This is a genomic window from Klebsiella sp. FDAARGOS_511 (genome assembly GCF_003812845.1).
GTDB classification, from domain to species: Bacteria; Pseudomonadota; Gammaproteobacteria; order Enterobacterales; family Enterobacteriaceae; genus Klebsiella; species Klebsiella grimontii.
Map to the genome: position 1 here is coordinate 3962597 of NZ_CP033824.1, position 20856 is coordinate 3983452.

General features: G+C 58.1%; 18 protein-coding genes. 8 read left to right on the forward strand and 10 right to left on the reverse strand.

Annotated features, from left to right (window positions below; translation table 11 throughout):
- Positions 1-13 precede the first annotated feature (13 nt).
- From EGY08_RS20175 to EGY08_RS20185, 3 genes are all read right to left on the reverse strand, one after another.
- On the reverse strand, positions 14-955 hold the full coding sequence (locus tag EGY08_RS20175) for a ribokinase (RefSeq protein ID WP_004124820.1): 942 nt from the start codon (positions 953-955) through the stop codon (positions 14-16).
- Between the two features lie 11 nt (positions 956-966).
- Positions 967-1656, reverse strand: coding sequence for a D-allulose 6-phosphate 3-epimerase (gene alsE / locus EGY08_RS20180; protein WP_004124818.1), 690 nt, complete (start codon positions 1654-1656; stop codon positions 967-969).
- Between the two features lie 110 nt (positions 1657-1766).
- Positions 1767-2567 (reverse strand): DeoR/GlpR family DNA-binding transcription regulator, encoded by an 801-nt coding sequence (locus EGY08_RS20185; RefSeq protein ID WP_004124815.1) that lies wholly within the window; start codon positions 2565-2567, stop codon positions 1767-1769.
- Positions 2568-2931: 364 nt separating this feature from the next.
- Here EGY08_RS20185 and deoC point away from each other — a divergent pair, with 364 nt between their 5' ends.
- From deoC to EGY08_RS20215, 5 genes are all read left to right on the forward strand, one after another.
- Positions 2932-3681: a deoxyribose-phosphate aldolase gene (gene deoC, locus EGY08_RS20190; RefSeq protein ID WP_087828519.1), complete on the forward strand. Its 750-nt coding sequence runs from the start codon at positions 2932-2934 to the stop codon at positions 3679-3681.
- Between the two features lie 53 nt (positions 3682-3734).
- Positions 3735-5240: a xylulokinase gene (locus tag EGY08_RS20195; protein WP_004124808.1), complete on the forward strand. Its 1506-nt coding sequence runs from the start codon at positions 3735-3737 to the stop codon at positions 5238-5240.
- A gap of 47 nt (positions 5241-5287) precedes the next feature.
- Positions 5288-6061: a DeoR/GlpR family DNA-binding transcription regulator gene (locus EGY08_RS20200; protein WP_004124804.1), complete on the forward strand. Its 774-nt coding sequence runs from the start codon at positions 5288-5290 to the stop codon at positions 6059-6061.
- Between the two features lie 623 nt (positions 6062-6684).
- Entirely contained in the window at positions 6685-7107 is a 423-nt protein-coding gene (locus EGY08_RS20210; RefSeq protein WP_004124801.1) for a hypothetical protein, read from the forward strand.
- Between the two features lie 498 nt (positions 7108-7605).
- Positions 7606-9159, forward strand: a complete 1554-nt coding sequence (locus EGY08_RS20215) for a peptide MFS transporter (protein ID WP_004124798.1) — start codon at positions 7606-7608, stop codon at positions 9157-9159.
- Between the two features lie 40 nt (positions 9160-9199).
- Here the strand turns inward: EGY08_RS20215 and EGY08_RS20220 are convergent, their stop codons facing one another.
- Positions 9200-9979, reverse strand: a complete 780-nt coding sequence (locus tag EGY08_RS20220) for an acetoin reductase (RefSeq protein WP_004124794.1) — start codon at positions 9977-9979, stop codon at positions 9200-9202.
- 166 nt (positions 9980-10145) lie between these two features.
- On the opposite strand from EGY08_RS20220, the gene EGY08_RS20225 reads away from it, so the two are divergent.
- The gene (locus EGY08_RS20225; RefSeq protein ID WP_123828844.1) at positions 10146-12857 is read left to right on the forward strand and encodes a LuxR C-terminal-related transcriptional regulator; all 2712 of its coding nucleotides are present in this window, start codon (positions 10146-10148) and stop codon (positions 12855-12857) included.
- Here EGY08_RS20225 and EGY08_RS20230 read toward each other — a convergent pair.
- The 4 genes from EGY08_RS20230 to EGY08_RS20245 are packed head-to-tail and all read right to left on the reverse strand — an operon-like array spanning position 12854 to position 17589.
- Positions 12854-14332 carry an MdtP family multidrug efflux transporter outer membrane subunit gene (locus tag EGY08_RS20230; protein ID WP_004124789.1) on the reverse strand — a complete coding sequence of 493 codons (1479 nt, stop codon included), beginning with the start codon at positions 14330-14332 and terminating at the stop codon, positions 12854-12856. The genes EGY08_RS20225 and EGY08_RS20230 overlap by 4 nt on opposite strands.
- Complete coding sequence (locus EGY08_RS20235) at positions 14329-16272, reverse strand: FUSC family protein (protein WP_123828845.1); 1944 nt, start codon at positions 16270-16272, stop codon at positions 14329-14331. The genes EGY08_RS20230 and EGY08_RS20235 overlap by 4 nt, the downstream gene beginning before the upstream one ends.
- A 9-nt stretch (positions 16273-16281) precedes the next feature.
- Positions 16282-17310 carry a multidrug transporter subunit MdtN gene (gene mdtN / locus EGY08_RS20240; RefSeq protein WP_004124783.1) on the reverse strand — a complete coding sequence of 343 codons (1029 nt, stop codon included), beginning with the start codon at positions 17308-17310 and terminating at the stop codon, positions 16282-16284.
- Between the two features lie 6 nt (positions 17311-17316).
- Positions 17317-17589: a YtcA family lipoprotein gene (locus tag EGY08_RS20245; RefSeq protein ID WP_004124782.1), complete on the reverse strand. Its 273-nt coding sequence runs from the start codon at positions 17587-17589 to the stop codon at positions 17317-17319.
- Positions 17590-17858: 269 nt separating this feature from the next.
- Here EGY08_RS20245 and yjdI point away from each other — a divergent pair, with 269 nt between their 5' ends.
- Together yjdI and EGY08_RS20255 are read left to right on the forward strand one after the other, a co-directional pair.
- Positions 17859-18089 (forward strand): 4Fe-4S mono-cluster protein YjdI, encoded by a 231-nt coding sequence (gene yjdI / locus EGY08_RS20250; protein WP_004124779.1) that lies wholly within the window; start codon positions 17859-17861, stop codon positions 18087-18089.
- Positions 18090-18100: 11 nt separating this feature from the next.
- The gene (locus EGY08_RS20255) at positions 18101-18373 is read left to right on the forward strand and encodes a GNAT family N-acetyltransferase (RefSeq protein ID WP_004124777.1); all 273 of its coding nucleotides are present in this window, start codon (positions 18101-18103) and stop codon (positions 18371-18373) included.
- A gap of 69 nt (positions 18374-18442) precedes the next feature.
- Here EGY08_RS20255 and EGY08_RS20260 read toward each other — a convergent pair whose 3' ends face one another.
- Together EGY08_RS20260 and EGY08_RS20265 are read right to left on the reverse strand one after the other, a co-directional pair.
- Positions 18443-19879 carry an EAL domain-containing protein gene (locus EGY08_RS20260; protein ID WP_123828846.1) on the reverse strand — a complete coding sequence of 479 codons (1437 nt, stop codon included), beginning with the start codon at positions 19877-19879 and terminating at the stop codon, positions 18443-18445.
- A gap of 28 nt (positions 19880-19907) precedes the next feature.
- On the reverse strand, positions 19908-20834 hold the full coding sequence (locus EGY08_RS20265) for a fimbrial protein (protein ID WP_170100957.1): 927 nt from the start codon (positions 20832-20834) through the stop codon (positions 19908-19910).
- Positions 20835-20856 lie beyond the last annotated feature (22 nt).

Here is a 20856-nt window from a genome sequence, read left to right on the forward strand (position 1 = left end):
TATACAGTAGGGTTTATGCCATTTGATAATCAGAGGCGGCACGCAAAAGCCGTTCTCGTGCCTCCTGGTAATCCGGTAAAGATGATGCGCCCTGCTTTTCGACGCTGACGGCGGCATAGGCCGCCGCGAATCGGGCCGCGGTATGCAGCGGCTCGCCGCAGGCCAGACGCGCCGCCAGCGCGCCGTTAAAGGCATCGCCCGCGCCGGTGGTATCGCGGGGATGAGAAGGAAAGCACGGGATAGGGGATTTCACGCCCTGCTCGCTCAACAGGGCGCCCTTTGCGCCAAGGGTGATAATGACATTGCGCGCGCCCTGAGCATGGAGCATATCGGCGGCCTCGGCCGCGGCCGCCAGACTGTCAACCCGGCGCCCGGTCATTAGCCCGGCCTCCGTCGCGTTCGGCGTGAGCAGATCCACTTTGCTTAGAAAGGCGCGCTCAACGGGCTGCCAGGGGGCGGGATTGAGCACCACGAAGGCCCCGGCTGCTTTCGCGGCGTCAACGACCTGTTCAATGGCGGAAAGATTGTTTTCCAGCTGAACCAGAACCACATCCGCGCAGCCGATAGCGGGGACGCAGCTGGCGATTTCATCATCGCTAACCGTCATATTCGCGCCGGGGTCGACGGCGATCATGTTTTCGGCATCGTTGCCGGCCACATAAATCAGCGCATTGCCGGTGGGGACATCTTCGGCGACCAGCAGCGTTACGGCGTTAAACCCCACGCCTTTTAGATGGCGGCGGGCAAAATGGCCGAACGTATCATTACCAATCTTGCCGATATAGTGGACATTCGCTCCCGCTTTTAGCGCGGCGGTGGCCTGGTTCGCCCCTTTTCCGCCGGCGCTGGTCATGCTCCCGCAGGCCACTAACGACTCGCCCGGGACGGGAAAGCGTTCCACTCTGGCCACCATGTCGAAATTGAATGAACCAAAAACGCAGACTTTTCCTGACATCATTCGCTCCTTTATACGCACTCGGGGGAGTGCAGCGCGGCGGACAGTTCCCGGGACATTTTTTCCCAGGCCTGCTCGAGCGGCATATCCGGGCGGAATAAGCCGCTGCTGCCCATCACTAATACCTGCGCCCCGGCGCCCAGCAGCTCACGGTAGGTGGTGCGGTTGCATGAGCCGTCGACTTCCAGCAAGAAGTGGAGGTCGCGGGTCTCTTTTAGCTGATGAAGCTGCACGATTTTGGCGGTCATTTCGGGAATAAACGGCTGACCGGCATAGCCCGGATCGACGGTCATCACCGTGACCTTATCGAGCAGATGCAGATAGTGCTGCATGCTCTCAACCGGCGTGGCGGGATTGAGCACCATGCCCACCGCTTTACCCGCCTGGCGGATGGAATTGATGATGCGAAAGGCTTCCCGGCAAATGGTTTCCGGATGCAGTGAAATGGCGTCTGCTCCGGCTTCTATCAGCGCCGGGATAAATGCCGCAGGTTCCTCAACCATCAAATGGACGTCGATCGGCAGCGACGTGTAAGGACGAATCTGCGCGACAAAGCTGGCTGATAGCGCCAGATTTTTAACGTAGTGCCCGTCCATCACGTCGACGTGCAGCCTGTCGGCTTTGCTATTTAAAAAGCGCAGCTGTTCGGTCACTTGCATCATGTCCATGCACATGAGCGAAGGAGAAAGGTAATAACGCATAAGGCCTCTTTTTATTCCGGTAGTGGCTGATTTCAGGCAAAGTCTGGCCCTGCCGCGTGAAGCAGCGTTTCGACAATGCGCGTATTGGCCGTCACGTCATGACGGCGCACTCAGGCGATTTGTAAGCCGACGTTGTGCCAGGTCATCTCTTTTTCCAGCAGCGGATCGGTAAACTTTTCGGTAATTAAACAGTCCAGTTCGCCTAACCCGCCGATCCGCGCGACGCCCGTTCGCCCCAGCTTGCTGCCATCGACTAATGCCACCGTCTGACGGGCGGCCAGCATCATCTGTTTCAACAGGGCGGCGTGGGCTTCCGTACCCGCATATAAGCCGCTATCGCGCTCCAGTCCCTGGCAGGAGAAAAAGAGCGTATCGACGGCGTACTCCCGCAGCGTTCGTGAGGCGGTTTCACCGAAGAACGACTCCTCGGTCGGGGAGAAATCGCCCCCCAGTCCCACGAGATGCAACGAGCGTCTGCTCATCAGCGTTTGCAAGATGCGGATGGAGGGCGTAATCACCGTTAGCGCCATCTCCGGCATCTGCCGGGCCAAAAACCAGCTGGTGCTGCTGCCGTCCAGGACGATGGTCTGTCCCGGCTGCAGAAACTGCAGCGCTTTGCGGGCAACGCGCATTTTTCCTTCGCTGTGCAGTAGCGTTCTCTGCTGAAAGCTTCCCTGGCTATCTTCGACCGGCAGAGCGGGCGACGCCGCCCGGATTGCCGGCAGCGGGTTCTCCGCCGCCAGCGCTCCTCCATGGCTCCGATTTAAGATCCCTTTCCGTTCCAGCGCGCTCAGATCGCGGCGAATCGTTTCCCTGGAAACCTGGGTCGCTTGCGCGATCTCATTGACCCGCATTACGCCGTGTTGGCCCAGCAGTTCGACAATCAAACGGTGACGTTCCAGCGGCAACATAGCTCTCTCCTGAAGTACATAATCAGATTACCTTTCCCTTGCGCGGGGCGTTGAGAGCGCGGGAATATCCTCTGAAGGCGATCTTTTCGTCGCCGGAGAGTGTGACAGGAAACGCATTTCAACCTCCCTCCCGGCACCCGTTTCCGCTACCTCGCTCGTTATCCGGTCACAAACAAAAACAAACAAAAATAAATGCAATATTGCGGTTGTGCCCGTTTATGCCCATTTACGCCCGTTCAGCAAGAGCTTCGCTCATTTTTCGTCTGCTAATTAAAAACAAATGAAAATAAAAAAATGCTAATTTGATCACGTTATTTTCATTTAATGCGTTTTTAAATGGATTTAAGCCGATTAACAGCATTAAATGAAAGCAACTAAAAACAAAGAGCAGGATGAAACCATGAATGAAACAACCCGTCGTTTTGCGCGTTTAGTCGACCTGAGCGCAGTCCAGGCCACCAGTACCGAAGCGGACGTTCGCGCCTGCGCCGAGCTGGCTACCCGATACAACATTATTTCCGTCCATGTGCTGCCCTGCTGGACGCGTTTTCTCAGTACGTTGCTGCCGCAGCAGGGAACGGGAGAGGTGATGATTGGCGGGCCGGTCGGCTTTCCCGGCGGCGGGCATGCTACTGATACCAAGGTTCAGGAAGTGCGGCAGCTGATTGCCGATGGCGCCCGCGAAGTCGATATGGTGGTGAACATCGGCAAAGTGTTATCCGGCGATTATGACTATGTGCGCGAGGATTTACGCCGCGTGGTGGACGCCGCCGCGCCGGTACCGGCGAAGGTGATCCTCGAAACGCACTATCTCAATGAGGAGCAGATTCGCCGCGTGTGCGATATCGCCGTAGAGGTGGGGATGAAGTGGGTCAAAACCTCCACCGGCTGGGCGCCGACCGGCGCGACGGTGGAGAAAGTCAGCATCATTGCCGACCAGCTTAAAGGCCGAATCGATATCAAAGGCGCAGGAGGCATTCGCGATCTGGAAACGGTGCGCGCGCTTTACCAGCTTGGCGTCCGCCGCTTTGGCATGAGCCACGGTGCGGTCAGCAAAGTGCTGACTGAACTGGAGCAGCACCCGGAGCGCTTTCCCGAGCTGAACGCCGATTAAACTGAGAGACCGCGGGCCTGATGGCCCGCCATAAAACGTCACCGGAGTCAGTGATGAAAGATAAAATACTCACGATTGATGTTGGCACTGGTAGTACCCGCGCCGCTATTTTGTGCGTTGATGGCACGATGGTCGGCTTTGCGCAGAGGGAGTATGAGCAGACCACGCCGCGTGCGGGCTGGTCAGAACAGGCTCCTTCTCTATGGTGGCGGGCCGCCTGTGAATGCATACGCGAGGTGCTCTACCGCTATCCTGAAATGGTTACGCAGATTGCGGTCATTGGCGCCTGCGGACAGATGCACGGCACCGTCCTGCTGGACGACTGCGGCGAGCTGGTGGAGGACCGGGCACTGCTGTGGAATGACAAGCGCAGCCAGCCGCAGGTGGATGCCTTTACCGCGCGCGAAGGGCGGGAAAAGTGGCTGGCGCATTTAAATAATCCGCCCGCGGCGGCCTGGCCGGCTTTTAAATTAGCCTGGTGGCGTGAACATCATCCGGAGCGTTGGCCAAAGCTCGCCAAAGTGTTAATGCCGAAGGACTATATTAATTTCATGCTCACCGGCGCCCTGGCGACCGACTATAGCGAGGCGTCCTGCTATTTCCTGATGGACAGCGAAACCCGCAACTGGTCTTCGCAAGCCTGCGAAACGTTTGGCCTGCGGGTCGATCAGCTACCTGAGCTTAAACTTTCCAGCGACATCATCGGCCAGGTGACGCCGCGCGCATCCGATACGACGGGGCTACCTGTCGGTATCCCGGTGGTGGCAGGCACGTCCGATATGGCGGCCTCTCTGCTCGGTTCTGGCGTGTATGAGCCGGGGATGGCGTCCGACTCCACCGGCACGTCGACGCTAATAACGGTGGTATCGCAGCGGCCGTTACGTCATCCGCTGGTCAATAATCTTCATCTGGCTAACGCGGCCTGGGGTGGATTTACGATTCTGGATGCCGGAGGCGATGCCGTCCGCTGGGCGCGGCTGGCGCTGGCCGATAACCAGATAACGCACCCGCAGCTTTTGCAGGAAGCAGCCGCGGTGCCTGCCGGTGCGGAAGGGCTGCTCTTTCTTCCCTATCTGACGGGAGAGCGCCTGGCCGAGCACACGAACTCGCGGGCGCAGTTTTTCGGCCTGCAGCGCAAGCATCGCCGCGGCCATTTATTTCGCGCGGTTCTGGAAGGGGTGGCCTTTGCGTCCTGGCGCAACCTTCGCCAGCTGCAAGCGTGCGGGCAATATCCGCAGCAAATGATCGCTTCCGGCGGCGGCGCGCGCAGCCCGCTGTGGCTTGAAATCAAAGCGGCGGCGTACAATCTTCCGATATTATCCACGCGCAATCAGGAGAATGGCGTCACCGGATGCGGTATTATCGCCGGGGTTGGCGCAGGGCTTTACGCCGATTTTGCCAGCGGCGTGCGGCAGACGGTGCAGTTCGACAAGCTGATTTCGCCGGATCCCCGTCTGCGGGAATATTACCAGGCCTGCAGCGAGCTTTTTGATACGCTCTACCGGCAATCCGCCGCCTTATACGACAGGCTGGATGCGCTGAGTGCGGGACCAGACTGAAGGTATGCTATCGCGCGGAGAGCGCCGTAAATATAGAGAGAGGCAGAATGTTTGCAGAAGAAAGACAGGAGAAGTTGCTCAGTATTCTCAGGGAAAAACGCAAAGTGGCTGTTTCTGAGATGTGTGACGTCTTTAATGTATCTGGCGCCACCATTCGTGCCGATCTCCGACAGCTGGAAGAGGAGGGGCTGCTGACCCGTACCCACGGCGGCGCCGTTCTTCGCACGCGGGCAAGCTTTGAACAGGCCTCTGACGCGCGCGAAATCGTCAACCTCAGCGCGAAAGAGCGCATCGGCCAGCGCGCGGCGGCGCTGGTTGAGGATGGCGACATTATCGTGCTGGATACCGGTACCACGACCCTGCATATCGCGCGCAATATTCGCGACAGACAAAACGTCACGGTGGTGACCAACGATTACCAAATCGCCCGCGAGCTGGAAGCCAGCCCCTCTATTCAAACCATTCTGCTGGGTGGGATCGTGAAGAAGGGGTACCACTGCGTGGTGGCTATCAACGGGCGCTCCATTCTCGATACGCTGAACGTCGATAAAGCGTTTATGGGCGCCAATTCGCTATCGCTGAAACACGGCGCCTGCGTGGCCGATATCATGCTGGCAGAAACGAAACGCGGCATGGTTGAACACGCCAGCCAGGTGATTATCGTCTGCGACTACAGCAAGCTGAATAACACCTCCCTTGCCCAATTTACCGCCGCGGATCGGATTGATACCGTGGTGGTCGATCGTCTGCCCGATGACGTTCAGGCGTATCGCAACGCCGGCATTCAGGTGATCTCCCTGGATGAAGAGGCGCACCCCTAGCGTTCTGTTCCGGCAGCGGCGCCACCGGACCCGGAGTGCCACGGTAAAGGGCTCGGTAATGCGCTGCGTAAAGGATACCCGCTGTTGGCTAAGATAAACCCGGCGCTGAGAAAGTGATGGCTTCTCCAGAATATAGCGAAATGAAACCACGCTGGATGAAATCGTCGTTGATAGTGGCGTACAGTAAAGATACCCCCGGAGGGTATAGCGCCTCAAACGTACCTGTATGCCATCGGGAGCATCGGCCTATCCGTCAACGAACAAACGGGTCACTGGTTTTCCCGCTTTTTAAAAGTTTTCAATACATTATGCGCATAGCTAATATAATCCTTAGCAAGTAGACATTTAAAATGTTACGTGAAACTTCTGAAAAACATGTCTAATGAAATAAAAAGTGGATTTTATTTCAATCTTTATGTCAGAATCGCGTTATGACAGTAAAAACCATATTTTATATATTGTCATTATGCAAGCCATAATGAGCGGTTATTACCGAACGCTACAGAAATAATATTCTGAGGCGTTGTCTGATTATCCGCATGGAGAATTATCGTGATGCTATCCTATTTTAAAAACTTCGCTGGTGATTATGTAGGATAGACATCATATGGCAGGAAGAATAAATGAGTTCGATGACAAATAGCCTGGAAAGATTAAGGGAAGAAAAGGAGAAAATAAAACGACAGCGGCATGAGTTTAAAATAAAATTCGTGTGCTTGTATGTCTCAATATTGTCACATCTAAAAGCTAACCCTGATAATAAAGTTACCAAGGGATCTTTTGGTGATACCAAAAAAATAACCGTGGCAAACGATGGCTTCTTTTTTGATATTAGTTTCAAATATGACTATGCAAGAAATAAAGTGCGGATCGTTGTATCTGAAGAAAGTCTATCGCTGAAAGTCAGGCTCACCCTGAGGCTGGTGACATCAAAAGCGAAATGGCGCATTGTAAAAATATCCCATAAAAAGTTTAAGTATCTTTTTAGAGTCATGAAGCCACAAATGATTGAGGGGCTTATCGTCTTTTTGATCCGCTATCTGTAGATATTTCCTCTCCGTCAGCGGGCCATCTAGTCGGGATGCTCGCTACGAGCGTTCCTCCGGCTGCCGGTTGGAATATTCCCTGCCGCGAGTCCCGTCTTGTTTGAGTCGATGAGAATGCCATTAAACGGCGTTACTCAATAAAGCCCACCATTAATGCTGTTTTTTCCTGCTTTTCCCCCTTTTACCGCCCGGGTTTCCTGGTGGGATGAGGTTGCTATGGTAATTTATTAACTTATTGTAATTAAATAGAAAAGTATCATTTTTGTCATGAATGCCTCTGTCAATCACATTTCCCCTCTCACCAACTTTAAATCTGTAAAAGTAGACGTTTGTCGACTTTTCATCTAAAAAGTTGGGGGAAGGGACTAGACAGGACCATTATTAGGTTATCAAATGGTTAAATTACGTCACATTAAATGTGAATGATTGGTCTTATGTATAAAAGGCCAACACGCTTTCCGCTGCGTTAAAGCGCTGCGGACATCTTTGGGAGAAGTTATGCATTCCTCTGTTAATAAAAATGAAACTCGGACCTTTTTTGGTCATCCTTACCCCCTCGGTTCACTGTTTTTCACCGAAATGTGGGAACGGTTCTCGTTTTACGGTATTCGTCCGTTACTGATCCTGTTTATGGCGGCCACCGTCTATGACGGTGGGATGGGGCTGGCGCGCGAGAACGCGTCGGCCATTGTCGGGATCTTTGCCGGGACCATGTATCTTGCCGCGCTGCCGGGCGGCTGGCTGGCTGATAACTGGCTCGGGCAACAAAAGGCGGTCTGGTACGGTTCGATACTGATCGCTCTGGGCCATCTCTCCATCGCCCTGTCGGCGGTGATGGGCGATAGCCTGTTCTTTATTGGCCTGATGTTTATCGTGCTCGGTTCCGGCCTGTTTAAAACCTGTATTTCGGTGATGGTCGGTACCCTCTACAAAAAAGGCGATGCGCGCCGCGATGGCGGCTTCTCGCTGTTTTATATGGGCATCAACATGGGGTCGTTTATCGCCCCGCTGATCTCCGGCTGGCTGATTAAATCCCACGGCTGGCACTGGGGCTTCGGCATCGGCGGCATCGGGATGCTGGTCGCGCTGATTATCTTCCGCGTTTTTGCCGTCCCGGCGATGAAACGCTACGACAGTGAAGTCGGCCTCGATTCCACCTGGAACAGCCCGGTAGTGAAACGAAATGGCGTCGGCGCATGGTTGCTGGCGCTAACGGTGGGCGTGGCGGTTATCATCGCCTTGATTGCCCAGGGCGTTATCGTGATTAACCCGGTGGCGGTCGCCAGCGTACTGGTCTACGTGATTGCGGCGTCGGTGGTACTCTATTTTATCTACCTGTTCGTCTTCGCCGGATTGAGCCGCAAAGAGCGCGCCCGCCTGCTGGTATGCTTTATCCTGCTGATCTCTGCCGCCTTTTTCTGGTCGGCGTTTGAGCAGAAACCGACCTCGTTTAACCTGTTCGCTAACGACTATACCAACCGTATGCTCGGCTCCTTCGAGATCCCGGCGGTGTGGTTCCAGTCGATTAACGCCCTGTTTATTATTCTGCTGGCGCCGGTATTTAGCTGGGCGTGGCCTGCGCTGGCGCGTAAAAACGTGCGTCCGAGCAGCATCACCAAGTTTGTTATCGGTATTTTATGCGCGGCGGCGGGCTTTGGCCTGATGATGCTGGCGGCGCAAAACGTCCTGAGCAACAACGGCGCGGGCGTCTCGCCGATGTGGCTGGTGGGCAGTATTCTGATGCTGACGCTGGGCGAGCTGTGCCTCAGCCCGATTGGCCTCGCGACCATGACGCTGCTGGCGCCGGAAAGAATGCGCGGCCAGATGATGGGGCTGTGGTTCTGCGCCAGCGCCCTGGGGAACCTGGCGGCGGGTCTGATTGGCGGTCACGTGAAGGCCGATCAGCTGGATATGCTGCCCGACCTGTTCGCACGCTGCTCTATTGCGCTGCTGATCTGCGCCGCGGTGCTGTGCCTGCTGATTGTTCCGGTTCGCCGGATGCTGGAAAACACCCGTAGCGACAAGCCGCAGGAGCCCGCGGCTAACGCGTAACCCCGCAAAAACCCGGCGCGTTCTGCGCCGGGTTTATCCCTTAACGGTAAACAATACCGCCATCGATCAGAATCGACTGACCGGTAACATAATCGGAATCCGGGCCTGCCAGATAAGAGACCAGGCTTGCCACATCGTCCGGCGTTTCGGCGCGGCCAAGGGCGATGCCTTCAACGTATTTTTTATAAGTTTCGCCCACCGGCGCACCGGTAATTTCCGCAAAGCGCTTATCGATTTCGGTCCACATCCCGGTTCCCACAATCCCCGGACAGTAGGCATTAACCGTAATGCCGCGGCTGGCATACTCCTTCGCCGCCGCCTGCGTCAGGGCGCGTACGGCAAATTTGGTGGCGGAATAAACGCCCAGCAGCGCGAAACCATCATGACCGGCGATAGAGCAGGCGTTGATGATTTTCCCTTTCTGCTGACGATCGATGAATTTTTTCGCCGCCGCCTGAATACCCCACAGGGTACCCTGAACGTTGATGCGCATGATGCGGTCCACTTCTTCAGGCGTCACATCGGCCAGCGCCTGAACCTGGGCGATCCCGGCGTTGTTCACGATAATATCAAAGCCGCCCAGCTGTTTTTCCGCTTCATCAATGGCGGCGTACACCTGCGCGCGATCGGCGATGTTAGCGACGAAGGTGGCTGCTTTGCGTCCCAGCGCTTCCACTTCGGCGGCGACGGCGGCAATCCCTTCAGGGTTCACGTCGACCAGCATCACCGACGCGCCGTCTTTGGCCAGACGCAACGCAATACCGCGGCCAATGCCCTGACCGGCGCCGGTTACCAGCGCAACTTTATTTTCGATAGCCATGTCTGTACTCACCTTGTACTGATTAATAAACTAGGGAGGCCCGCGGCCGATGTCGTCGTAGCCGCTGCGGCGAATGGCACTACTCTATCGGGCGCGATAAGCGTGGCCTACCCCCCTGATGGGGGGGATAATGAGCGTACGGACTGGATTAAGGAGTAATCGTGGTATGGCCTTTTTATCCTCGGCGGATGATGCGCTGGCAGCGCTTGTTCATCAGGAACCTTTACGCTTCACGGGGACACTGCCGCTTATCTCCACGCGCTTTACGCCGCCCCGTACGCCGGAAAGTCTGCTGTCGCGGGAGCGCCTGCTACAGCGCCTCGACGCCGCCGTCTCCCGCCGTTTAACCCTGGTGCGCGCGCCCGCCGGATTTGGCAAAACCACCCTGCTGGCGCAGTGGTACCGGCACCGCCTTCGACAAGGGGATGCGCTGGCCTGGCTGAGCCTTGAAGAGGATGACAACGCGCCGCTACTGTTTATACGCTATCTGCAGGAGGCGCTGCGGCCCTTGTGGCAGGGGTGGAGCCCGTCGTTTCTGCAGCTGCTGCAAGGCGAGCTTCCGGCCGATCTCCCCCTGTTCTTTGCTGAACTCGTTAATCAGCTTAATCAGTGCCCGCACCCGCTGTATCTGATCCTCGACGACTATCAATGCATCAGCGATCCGGCGATTCATCAGGGAATGAGCTGGCTGCTGGACCATGCGCCGCCGGCGCTGCACCTGATTATCGGTAGCCGCAGTCAGCCGTCTTTAGCCCTCAGCCGTCTGCATATGCAGGATCAGCTGCTGGAGGTGTACGACCCCGAGCTGCGCTTTACCCCCAGCGAAGCCCGCGCCTGGTTCTCCGGCGCATCGGGGCTGGATCCGCAGGCGATCCCGCGGCTAATCGCGCTCACGGAAGGGTGGATCGCGGGAATGAAAATGGCCGCGCTCTCTGCGGACGCCTCCACGGCGATGGGGCACAGCGCCGGCTCGCGGTCAATCTCCCGCTATCTGGATGAGGTGATTTTCGCGCCGCTGCCGCCAGAGGTGCTCGACTTCCTTCTGCAGACCTCGATGCTTAATCGCCTGCATCCGGCGCTGTGCGACGTCGTCTGCGGCCGCAATAACGCCAGCGCGATGCTGGCGTGGATAGAGCGGCATAACCTGTTTCTTTCCGCGCTGGATGAAAGCGGCCTTTGGTTTCGCTATCACCCGCTGATGCGCGACGCGCTGCTGCACCGCCTGCGGCACAGCGGTGAGATTGATATTCGCCAGCTGCACGACCGCGCCAGCGGCTGGTTCGCCTCACAGCAGCTGTGGGCCGAGGCGATACGCCATGCTCTGGCCGCCGGGACGTCGGCGGCGAAGGATGCGGAAGCCGGCGCGCAGTCGCTGGCGGAAGAGGGGGATATCGATACCCTGGTGCAGTGGATCTGTTATCTGCCTGCGCATCCTGACCCGTCGCGCATTGCGCTGCAGCTAAACCTGGCCTGGGCGCTAGCCCACCGTTTCCGATTCAGCGAAGCCCGCCAGCTGTTGGATGCCATTGAGATGCAATCGGCGGCGCATGGCGAGGCGCTGGCCCACAGCGCGTGGGTTAAGCTGCGGGTAGTGCGCGCGATCTGCGAAGCCTTTGCCGACAATATCGATCGCAGTATCGCCATTGTCGAACCGCTGCTGCGCGAGGTGCCCTGCGGCGATATCTGGGTCGATGGCCTGGTATGCAACATCCTCAGCTACTGTCATCTGGCGGACTCCCGGCCGCAGCAGGCGCTGGAGGTTCAGCAGCGGGTATCCGGCGTTAACCTCGCTAACCGCAACCTGTTCGTGACGGTTTACCGGGCGTTCGTCATGGCGCAGAGCTATCTGCGTCAGGGAAATCTTGCCGAAGCGGAACGCCAGGCGGCACGGGCGCTGCGCTACGCGGAGCGGCACGCCGGTGAGAACGCCAGCAGCGGCGCAACCCTGGCGCCCATCCTGGCGGAGATCGCCTGGGAGCAGGGGAAGGGAGAGCAAGCGCAAAGCCTGCTGGTTCCGCGTCTGGAGACTATCGACAGCTTTTGTCCGCCGGACGGCCTTAGCCGCACCTACATCGTCCTGGCCCGCCAGGCCCGAGAAACGGGGCGGCTCGCGGAGGCCGAATCGCTATTACTGCATGCCGAAGGGCTGGCGGCCCAGCGCGGCTGGCTGCGGGCGCAGGCGCCGCTGCTGGCGGAGCGGATCGCCGTCGCGCTTCACGCGGGCGACAAACTGGCCGCTGAGGCGCTGCTGCTTCGTCTGCAGATCCTTAGCCAGACGGAGGCTGCCGGCGGATATATCGCGCTCAGCCAGAGCCGCCTCCTTATCGCCGCCGGCGAACCGTTGGCCGCCGCGCGGCTGCTGGATACGCTGGCCGGCGTACGGGAAACTAGCGGCGAGTGGCTGTTCGCCGTGCGTTTGCGGCTCAGGCAGGCGCTCGCCCTCTGGCGTGCCGGCGAGCGGGAGCAGGCGATGGTTATCTGCCGACCGGCGCTTGCGCGCGCGCTGCATCAGGGGTTATGGCGCAGCCTGCTGGAGGGGAGGGAAGAGATGGCTGCGCTGCTGGCGGAGATACACAAGCGCGGCGCGGCGGATGATGCGCTGACCGCCGATATCGCCGCTGTGCTGTCGCGTTTCGCCGCCGCCGACATCGCGATTGATAGCGCCCGCCCGCAGCCGCCCGCCCTGCGGCTGACCGAACGGGAGCAGCAGACCCTGCGTTTAATTGCCGACGGCTATTCCAATAAGGGCGTCGCGCGCGAGCTGGGTATTTCGGCGGAAACCGTCAAATGGCACCTTAAGCAGCTGTATGAAAAGCTGCAGGTGAAGGGACGCATCCAGGCGGTAAACCAGGCGCGCGAATGGCGCCTGTTAAGCTAGCGCGATGGGGCGTTCTCGCTCAGCGCCGGGCCGCGGTAATCGCCGCCCAATGCTTTAATCAACGTGATATCAGTGCTGAGCCGCTGGGCCTGGATATCCAGCAGCAAAAGCTGCTGCGCGATGGCCGGGCGACGCGCCTCCTGCGCCGCATAGTAGCTGACCAGCCCGCGCTGATGGTGCGCGCTGGCGCTGCGGGTGGTCACCATCGCCGCCGTCACTTTCTGCTGCTGCAGGGCGGCCTGCTGGTTCAAATCGTTCAACTGGCTGGAGCTAATCGCCACGTCGCGCACCGCGTCCAGCACCGCCTGGTTGTACTGCTTAATCAGGATATTGCTCGCCGTACGCGTCGATTTCAGGGTGGCGTTTAAGCGCCCGCCGTCAAACAGCGGTAAATAGAGCCCCGGCAGTATATTGATCTGCTGGAAGGAGGACTTAAACAGGTCGCCGACGCTCAGGGCGTTGTAGCCCCAGAAGGCCTTGATATCAAAGTGCGGGTAAAAGGCCGCTTTTGCCGCGTCCACCTGGCTCATCGAGGCGCTAACGTAGCCGCGCAGCGCCTGCAGGTCCGGGCGGCGGGCCAGCAGCTCAAACGAGAGCGAGTCCGGGAGCGTTTCCTGCAGCGCCGGCAGCGCCACCGGATGGATCTCCGGCATGCTATGCGCATCAGCGCCGATCAGCGCCCGCAGGGTTTCCCGATACTGCGTTATCGTTCCCTGCGCCGTAATCACCTGCTGCTGCGCCGCCAGCAGCTCCGCCTGGGCATTGGCGACATCGACGCTATCCTCGACGCCGCGCGCGGTACGATGCTCATGGGCCCGCACCGAGAGACTGGCGATGGCCTCCAGTTGGTTGAGTAATTCGATTTTCTGGAAGGTTGCCTGCATCGCGAAATAGAGCTGGGCGACGCTGCTGGCGAGATCCAGCTCGATACCGGCGGTCTCCGCCTGGCGGGCGTTCTTTTCGCCAATCGCGGCGGCGACGCGGGCGCGGTCGGCGCCCCATAAATCGATATTCAGCGTTGCCCCTACGCCGACCGTATTCAACGTGTACCAGGGGCCGTTTTTATCCACCGGCAGGGAGAAGGAGTAGGGCCAGGTGAACTGTTTATTGGTCACCCGCAGGCGGTTTTGCGCCGCCACGGCGGTGGCCTGCACGCCCATTGCCGACTGCGCCAGCTCCACGGTGGACTGCGATTGCGAAATACGCAGCCGCGCAGCCTGCATAGTGGGTGAATTCTGCAACGCGCGGTTGACCAGCATATTGAGCTGCGGATCCTGATAGCCTTCCCACCAGCGCGCCGTCGGCCAGCCGCTATTCGCCAGATGGATCACCTGCGCCAGCTCGGCCTGCTGCGGCTTGACCAGCGGCACCTGGCCGGGATCGTCCTGAATTAACGCGCACCCGGTTAACAGCGTCAGGGCGAAGGCAAGCGCCGGGGTACGCCAGACGCGCGGAGGAGGAGTGATGTTTATCATGAGCGGGTTGCCTGTCGCGGAATAACGGAGGATGCAAAGGGCCACGCCGGCAGGGCGGCCAACGCGTGGACCAGCGGCGCGCCAAACGGATTCGCCGGGTCCGGGAGAAACGCCTGAGAGCGTTCTGCGGTGGTTTGCTGCGCGTCGATACCGGCGGCGTAGTCCTCAAGCCGCGGGGCGCAGCGGGATAAAAAGGTATCCCCCGACGCCGCATTCAGGCGATAGCCTTCACTGAGGCGCAGGATCTCTTCTGCCTGACGAAAAGTCGCCCGCGTCGGCCAGTTTTTCGCTTCCGGCCACGGGTGCGCGTAGGTTCCCAACGGCTCGGCGGACACCCGGTTAATTAAGGTTTCGCTTTCGGTCAGCGCGGCAAAGAGCGGTACCAGTTGAACCTCATCGTCGCGGGCGGCGAGGGTCTGCGCCAGCTGACGATACAGCTGCGCCAGACGCGCCTTAAGCCGCGGCGCTTCGCTATCGGGCCATAAATAGAGATGAACAATGGAGGAGACCAGCACGCCGAGCAGGATACCGATAACCCGGTCGCGCAGTTCGGTAAGGTTACTGAGCGGGCCAAACCAGCTGAGGAACGCCAGCGCGAAGGTAAAGCCTATCTGAATGCCGGCGTAGGCGATGCGCTCCGAGCCTGCCGCAATCCACGCCGCCAGCGCGAAAACCGGCAGGGTCATCGCCAACAGGCCGCTTAGCGAGTCGGTCCAGGGTTGCACAAAGACGATCAGCAGAAGCGCAATCAGCGTAGCCAGCAGCGCGCCGCCGATGCGCAGCCACGTTTTCTGCATGGTTGCGCCCAGGCCCGGCTGGGCGACGATCACGCAGCTCAGCATGATGGTGTGGATGCCCTGCCAGTCGGCGGCGGTATAGAAAACGTAGCACAGCAGCGTCGCCAGCAGCGTTTTCAGGGCAAAGTGTAGATAGGCGGGATTGGACCACGCGTCCGGCAGTAGCAGCGGCGCTTTTTCCACTTCACCCTGCGGTAACGCGATGTCTTCGCCGCGCGCCAGCCGCGCCAGCACCTCGGCGATCTCCTGCAAAATGGCGCCGTTGGCGCCGTCGCGCGGGACCATCAACGGCTCAATATCCACCGCCGTGGGGCTGGGCAAATTATCCGCCAGCGCGTTAAGTTCGTGGGCTATCCGCTGACGCGCATCGGAATGGTCGTCGCCCGGCTGGAGCAGCGCCGTCAAATGATAGCAGCGCAGCGCGGCGGCCATCAGCGCCTGCCAGGCCTGCGGGTCGGCGGCGATCTCCGGCGTGGCGCGTGCAGCCTGCTGATACAGGGACTGCAGCTGGTTAAACTGCCCGGCGATCTCGGTAAAGGTAGGCTGCGACTCTCCAGCATCCGGTTGGCTAAGCACCTTCGCCGTCTGGCGCAGCATCACCACCAGCCGGGCTTTAAACTGATAGCCGGGAAAGGCCTGCTGGAAACAGGCGTTGACCAGCAGCGTCACCAGAATGGCGGTATTAATTGCTACCCATAGCCACAGCAGCAGGCGCACCAGAATTTCGCTCTGGCTGGTCATCGACGGGAAGGTCTGGGCGTAGATGACCGCCAGCGCCACCACGAAAAATGCCAGCCCCAGCTTGCCGAGCACCCGCATCAGATAAATGGCGCAGAAGAACAGGATCACCGAGGCGACCAGGCGGATCAGCGGATAGTCATAGGTCCACTTGATAATCAGCAGCACGCCGCCGAGCGCGACGCTGACGGTGAGCACGAAAACCACGCTGACCAGCTTAATCATCAGCACGTTAGGCTGGCTGACGTAAAACACCACGATCAGGGCGACGGCGAGGAAGGGAATATGCAACGTCATAAACAGCACGATCAGCACCGCGCAGCTGAGCGTCAGGCGCAAGGTGTAGTTCGCCCGCCCCGGCGCATCGTGGAGTTCTCGGGTGAGAAACGGCCATAAGCTCTGCATGCCGTCTCCTTATTGCGGCTGCAGAACGGCGCTGGCGGAGGCGCCCATACGGAACAGGGCCGGGTCGGGGTCTTTGACGGCGATTTTGACCGGGAAGCGCTGGGAGACGTGGACCCAGTTGATACTCTTCTGGATGACCGGCAGGCCCTCGATGACGCTGCCGCCGTCGGGCAGAACGCCGGTGCCGACCGAGTCGACCACGCCCTCAAAGGTACGGCTGTGGTTGGTCATGACGGTGATTCTTGCCGGAACGCCGGGCCGCACGTTCTGCAAGTCGGTTTCGCGGAAGTTCGCCACCACGTACCAGTGGTCGTCATCCAGCAGGGTAAAGACCGGCTTAAGGGCCGAGGCGTACTGGCCGATCGTCGTTTTCAGCGCCACCACTACACCGTTAAACGGCGCACGCACTTCGGTGAATTCAAGGTGCAGCTCCGCCAGCGCAATCTGCGCGAGGATCCCCGCGCGCTGCGCCACCATGGCATCGACGCCGGTCACGGCGGCGGAAGCCTGTTTCGCCTGCAGCAGGGTGGCCTCCAGTTCGGCGCGCGCCGCTTTTTCGGCCGTTCGCGCCTGATCCAGATCTTCTTGTGAGGCAAACCCTTGCGGTACCAGTGGCTCAAGGCGTATGCGTGAAGAGGTGGTCTGCTTAACCAGCGCTTTAGCGCGTTCAACGGCGGCGCTGACCGACTGCGCGTTGTACTCCTGCGCTTTGATCGTGCGCTGGGTCAGCATAATCTGCGCATCAAGCGTGGTCAGGCGGGCTTTGGCATCGTCGAGCATCGCCTGGTAGGGGCGCGGGTCGATGCGGAACAGCAGGTCGCCTTTTTTTACCCGTTGATTGTCGCGAATAGGCATCTCGACGATCCGCCCGCTCACTTCTGGCACCACGTCGATGGTGTCGGCATAGACGTAGGCATCGTTGGTTTCCGGCGAGGTTTGCAGCTGCCAGATAACCACAATTAGCGCCACAATAGCGGCGAGAACGAGCGCCAGCAGGGGCCATTTTTTGCGGATAACGCTTGAGCGGGATTGAGTCATAGGTATCTAGTTTACGAAGAACAGGAACCACAGAATCGTGGCGAACAGGAACATCAGCGCCAGATAGCTGAAGACCAGCGGAGAAAATCGCGACTGCCATCCTTTACGCACAATCAGGATATGGCAGGGAATAAGTAATAGCGAGGCGCCTAATAAGCAGAAGAACCAGCCTGGAAAGGCAGCGCCTAATACCGGAATCGCCGGGGATAATGAGCAGCCGGTGAGCGTAAATAGCGAGAATAAGAGCGAAGGGCGCGCCAGCTTTACAATGCGATTCAAGACTAAATACCTGAGTGCTCGGGTTAGGATGGAATGAGTTTAATCTCACTGCCAGGGAAATTAAAGATGGATATAACAGAAGCGTCCGTACTTTATCGGCAATCAGAACATTTTCTTTGGCTAAAGAGTGCATAGAAAATCATTCATTCTGCATTAATGGCGTGCGGCTACCGAAATAAAATTTCACCCGTTACCGATAGTCAGCGGTTGTTGGCAGGACTATGCTTAGAGACAAAGTTATAAAAAATAGTCAGAACTGAGGCAATGTCATGGATAAAGAACTACTGGACGCGGGTTATCGCGCCTATACCGGCGAGAAAATCGATGTCTATTTTAACACCGATATCTGTCAGCACTCGGGCAACTGCGTGCGCGGCAGCGCGAAGCTTTTCAACCTGAAACGCAAACCGTGGATCGTCCCCGATGAAGTGGACGTGGACACGGTGGTTAAGGTTATTGATACCTGCCCGAGCGGCGCACTGAAGTATCGCCAAAAATAAGCGAGGAAACGATGGAAATACTGGAAGGTCATAATAAGTTTTACGTCAATGATGCTGACGGGAATCAGGTGGCGGAAATTGTTTTTGTGCCTACGGGCGAGCACCTCAGCATTATTGAGCATACCGACGTCGACCCCAGCCTGAAAGGACAGGGGGTAGGGAAAAAGCTGGTGGCGAAAGTGGTAGAAAAAATGCGCGGCGAGCAGCGCAAAATTATTCCACTATGCCCGTTTGCCAAACATGAATTTGATAATACCCGCGAGTACGACGATATCCGCGCCTGAATAAATGCGCCAGCGCGCTGGCGCAACTATTTTAGCCTGGCGCGGTCGGCGACGTCTTCTGGGGATTTTTCATCCGTCGATAAGGCTCAGATTGCGGCCGGATAAAAGCTGGTGGATAAGGTCACTGACGTTTTCCCGCTCCACCGGCGGCGAAATGAGATAACCCTGAAAACGGTCGATTCCCAGAGCTCTCAGTCGGTTGAATTTATCCAGGCTGTCCACGCCTTCGGCAACACAGCGGCTACCGGTTAGCTGGCAGTAGTAAAGCAGGCTTTTGATCAGGGCCATGGCGTGAGGATCGCGCTGCATATCGTTGACGATGCTCATATCCAGCTTATAGGCGCTGAACCTGACCGACCTCACTGGAAACATGACGCTGCTTTGTGAAAAGCAGTCATCGAGCATAATGGCAAAGCCCTGCTTGCGTAGCCGGGAAATATTATCGGCAATTTTACTCTGCAGGTTGAGGTCCAGGGTTTCAGCAAATTCCAGTACCAACCTCGAGGACAGATGGGGCTCGCGCAGCTGTTGGCGCGCGGTCTCCAGCATGCGGATCAGGTTGTCATTGCTGGCGATAGCGGCGGGAATATTGACTGAGAAATAAAACTCACCTGGATGCAAATTGATACTCTCCACGGCCTCGCGAAGCATAAAGGCTGTCAACACCAGCCAGGCGTACGCGGAACGTATCTGCGGTAAAAACTCGCCGGGAAGCAGAACCTGACCTTTTTGCCGCCAGCGACAGAGGATCTCTAAACCTTTTAGCCGCATCCGATCGTCAGTGATGGGCTGGAAGACCGGGAAAATTTGCCGACAGTGAATCGCGTGGACAAATTCGCGCTCAAAGGCGGAGAGCGCGGCATCCGGCTGGATCTTCTGCCCTTTGGTCTGGCTGCCGGGGAAACGGGTTGCCAGCTGAGGATAATGTTCCACCATTTTTTTCAGTCCTGCTGTGCGCTGGTTATAAAGCGTTTTGTGGCTAATGCCGCGGCGCTTTGCCTGGGCGTTGACGCTGTATCCGCTGAGTAGACCGAGAATGGCATTGAGCTCCGGCCTGGTGAGCCCGCTGGGGCGCTTTCCGCCGAGGCGTATCTCTTCGTCGGCCAACTGCTTAAGCGAAGGATATCTTTGCAGAATGTAGTCCTGGAGCACTGCGGTCAGGCTGGGGACGGGCAGGTCCGAGGCGGCGGATCGCACTTCAGAAAGTAAATGGCGATCGATGACCTGATGCAGCAGCGTGTGCCACAGCCAACTGGCCGGACTGCGGCTAAGGATCAGCATCGGCAGCGGCGTTGCCGAACGTTCGAGAAACGCAGCGGCCTGCTGTAGGGTGGCGAGCAGCCTGGCCGGCGTTTCCGGCAGAAAAACGATGATGCGGCGAATGTTCGCGTCGCCGGGAAGCCTCGTCGCATCCGATGGCAGCACAACGGGCTGCATGCTGTTGGCCATCATCACTTTGACTAATCCATCGGCGACCAGCGAGCAGGGCGAAAGAATATAGTCCATTCCCGTTCTATCACGCGCCGCAGGCGCGTTACTGGTAAACAAAGGTCACCCCAATAATGGATTGCACGTTGCCCGCGGTGACCTGGCCGCTGGTGCGCGCATAGGTTGCGGTGAGTCCCAGGTTGACCGCGGAGGTGCCCACGGTTCCCATTGAGACGGTACTGTTTGAACGCAGGATGGTGCCATTGCGCAGTAGCTGAACGCCAATGCCCTGAGCCGGTGAGGCGGAAGAGGTATTGGTGAAAACGGTGTTGGCGCTATCCGCCGTGGTGCCGGAGAGGTAAAAACCTATCTTTTGATTTTGCCCGCAGCGTACCGTAAGCGGAACAGCGGTTGAACCCGGGTACTCAGGCAGCGTTACCGTGACGTTGCGAGCGGAAACATCGCAGCCGCCCGTCGGGATAATCACGCTATTGTTGGAATAGATATTCCAGGTAAATTTTGAGGTACGAACGTTACCGCCGCCGTTGATATCGGAACCCACCTGATACATGACCAGCGTGGCGATATGCGAGCCGGCGCTTATCGCCAGCCCGGAGGCGGTGGATATTGGCGTCAGGTAGAGCTGGGTATTCCAGCTGGTGTAGTTACCGGAAGTAAAGTTGTGGCTGGCGGTCGGGGAGTTTAGCGGGAAGCTATAGCTAACCCCATAGTACTTTAAAGAGCCGGTAAAATTGGTCAACAGGCCGCTATAGGCCGAGCCCTGTAGCATGCTTACCATGTCGTTGCGCCGGTCCGGCGCGTCATTTTTACAAAAAATCGAGCTGGATAAGTCGACGACCAGGTTCTGCCCGGCCCCGAGGCTTGGCTGCAGGTTCACGTAGACGTTGGATACTTTCCCGCCGGAATCGCTATTTAATATGGTGCCGGTGGAGTCGTAGCAGGTATAGGCCCTGACGCTGGTGGAAAAGCCCGCTAACACAATCGCCAGCCACAGCGCCTTGACCAGCGCCATATGACATCTACGGGGAGCGGTA

Excerpts from the sequence above, each read along its gene's own strand:
- EGY08_RS20210 (WP_004124801.1), top strand. The coding sequence starts at position 6,685 with ATGAGTTCGATGACAAATAGCCTGGAAAGATTAAGGGAAGAAAAGGAG.
- alsE (WP_004124818.1), bottom strand. The coding sequence starts at position 1,656 with ATGCGTTATTACCTTTCTCCTTCGCTCATGTGCATGGACATGATGCAA.
- EGY08_RS20225 (WP_123828844.1), top strand. The coding sequence starts at position 10,146 with ATGGCCTTTTTATCCTCGGCGGATGATGCGCTGGCAGCGCTTGTTCAT.
- EGY08_RS20260 (WP_123828846.1), bottom strand. The coding sequence starts at position 19,879 with ATGGACTATATTCTTTCGCCCTGCTCGCTGGTCGCCGATGGATTAGTC.
- EGY08_RS20230 (WP_004124789.1), bottom strand. The coding sequence starts at position 14,332 with ATGATAAACATCACTCCTCCTCCGCGCGTCTGGCGTACCCCGGCGCTT.
- EGY08_RS20265 (WP_170100957.1), bottom strand. The coding sequence starts at position 20,834 with ATGGCGCTGGTCAAGGCGCTGTGGCTGGCGATTGTGTTAGCGGGCTTT.
- EGY08_RS20175 (WP_004124820.1), bottom strand. The coding sequence starts at position 955 with ATGTCAGGAAAAGTCTGCGTTTTTGGTTCATTCAATTTCGACATGGTG.
- EGY08_RS20200 (WP_004124804.1), top strand. The coding sequence starts at position 5,288 with ATGTTTGCAGAAGAAAGACAGGAGAAGTTGCTCAGTATTCTCAGGGAA.
- deoC (WP_087828519.1), top strand. The coding sequence starts at position 2,932 with ATGAAAGCAACTAAAAACAAAGAGCAGGATGAAACCATGAATGAAACA.
- EGY08_RS20235 (WP_123828845.1), bottom strand. The coding sequence starts at position 16,272 with ATGCAGAGCTTATGGCCGTTTCTCACCCGAGAACTCCACGATGCGCCG.
- EGY08_RS20185 (WP_004124815.1), bottom strand. The coding sequence starts at position 2,567 with ATGTTGCCGCTGGAACGTCACCGTTTGATTGTCGAACTGCTGGGCCAA.
- mdtN (WP_004124783.1), bottom strand. The coding sequence starts at position 17,310 with ATGACTCAATCCCGCTCAAGCGTTATCCGCAAAAAATGGCCCCTGCTG.
- EGY08_RS20255 (WP_004124777.1), top strand. The coding sequence starts at position 18,101 with ATGGAAATACTGGAAGGTCATAATAAGTTTTACGTCAATGATGCTGAC.
- EGY08_RS20195 (WP_004124808.1), top strand. The coding sequence starts at position 3,735 with ATGAAAGATAAAATACTCACGATTGATGTTGGCACTGGTAGTACCCGC.
- yjdI (WP_004124779.1), top strand. The coding sequence starts at position 17,859 with ATGGATAAAGAACTACTGGACGCGGGTTATCGCGCCTATACCGGCGAG.
- EGY08_RS20215 (WP_004124798.1), top strand. The coding sequence starts at position 7,606 with ATGCATTCCTCTGTTAATAAAAATGAAACTCGGACCTTTTTTGGTCAT.
- EGY08_RS20220 (WP_004124794.1), bottom strand. The coding sequence starts at position 9,979 with ATGGCTATCGAAAATAAAGTTGCGCTGGTAACCGGCGCCGGTCAGGGC.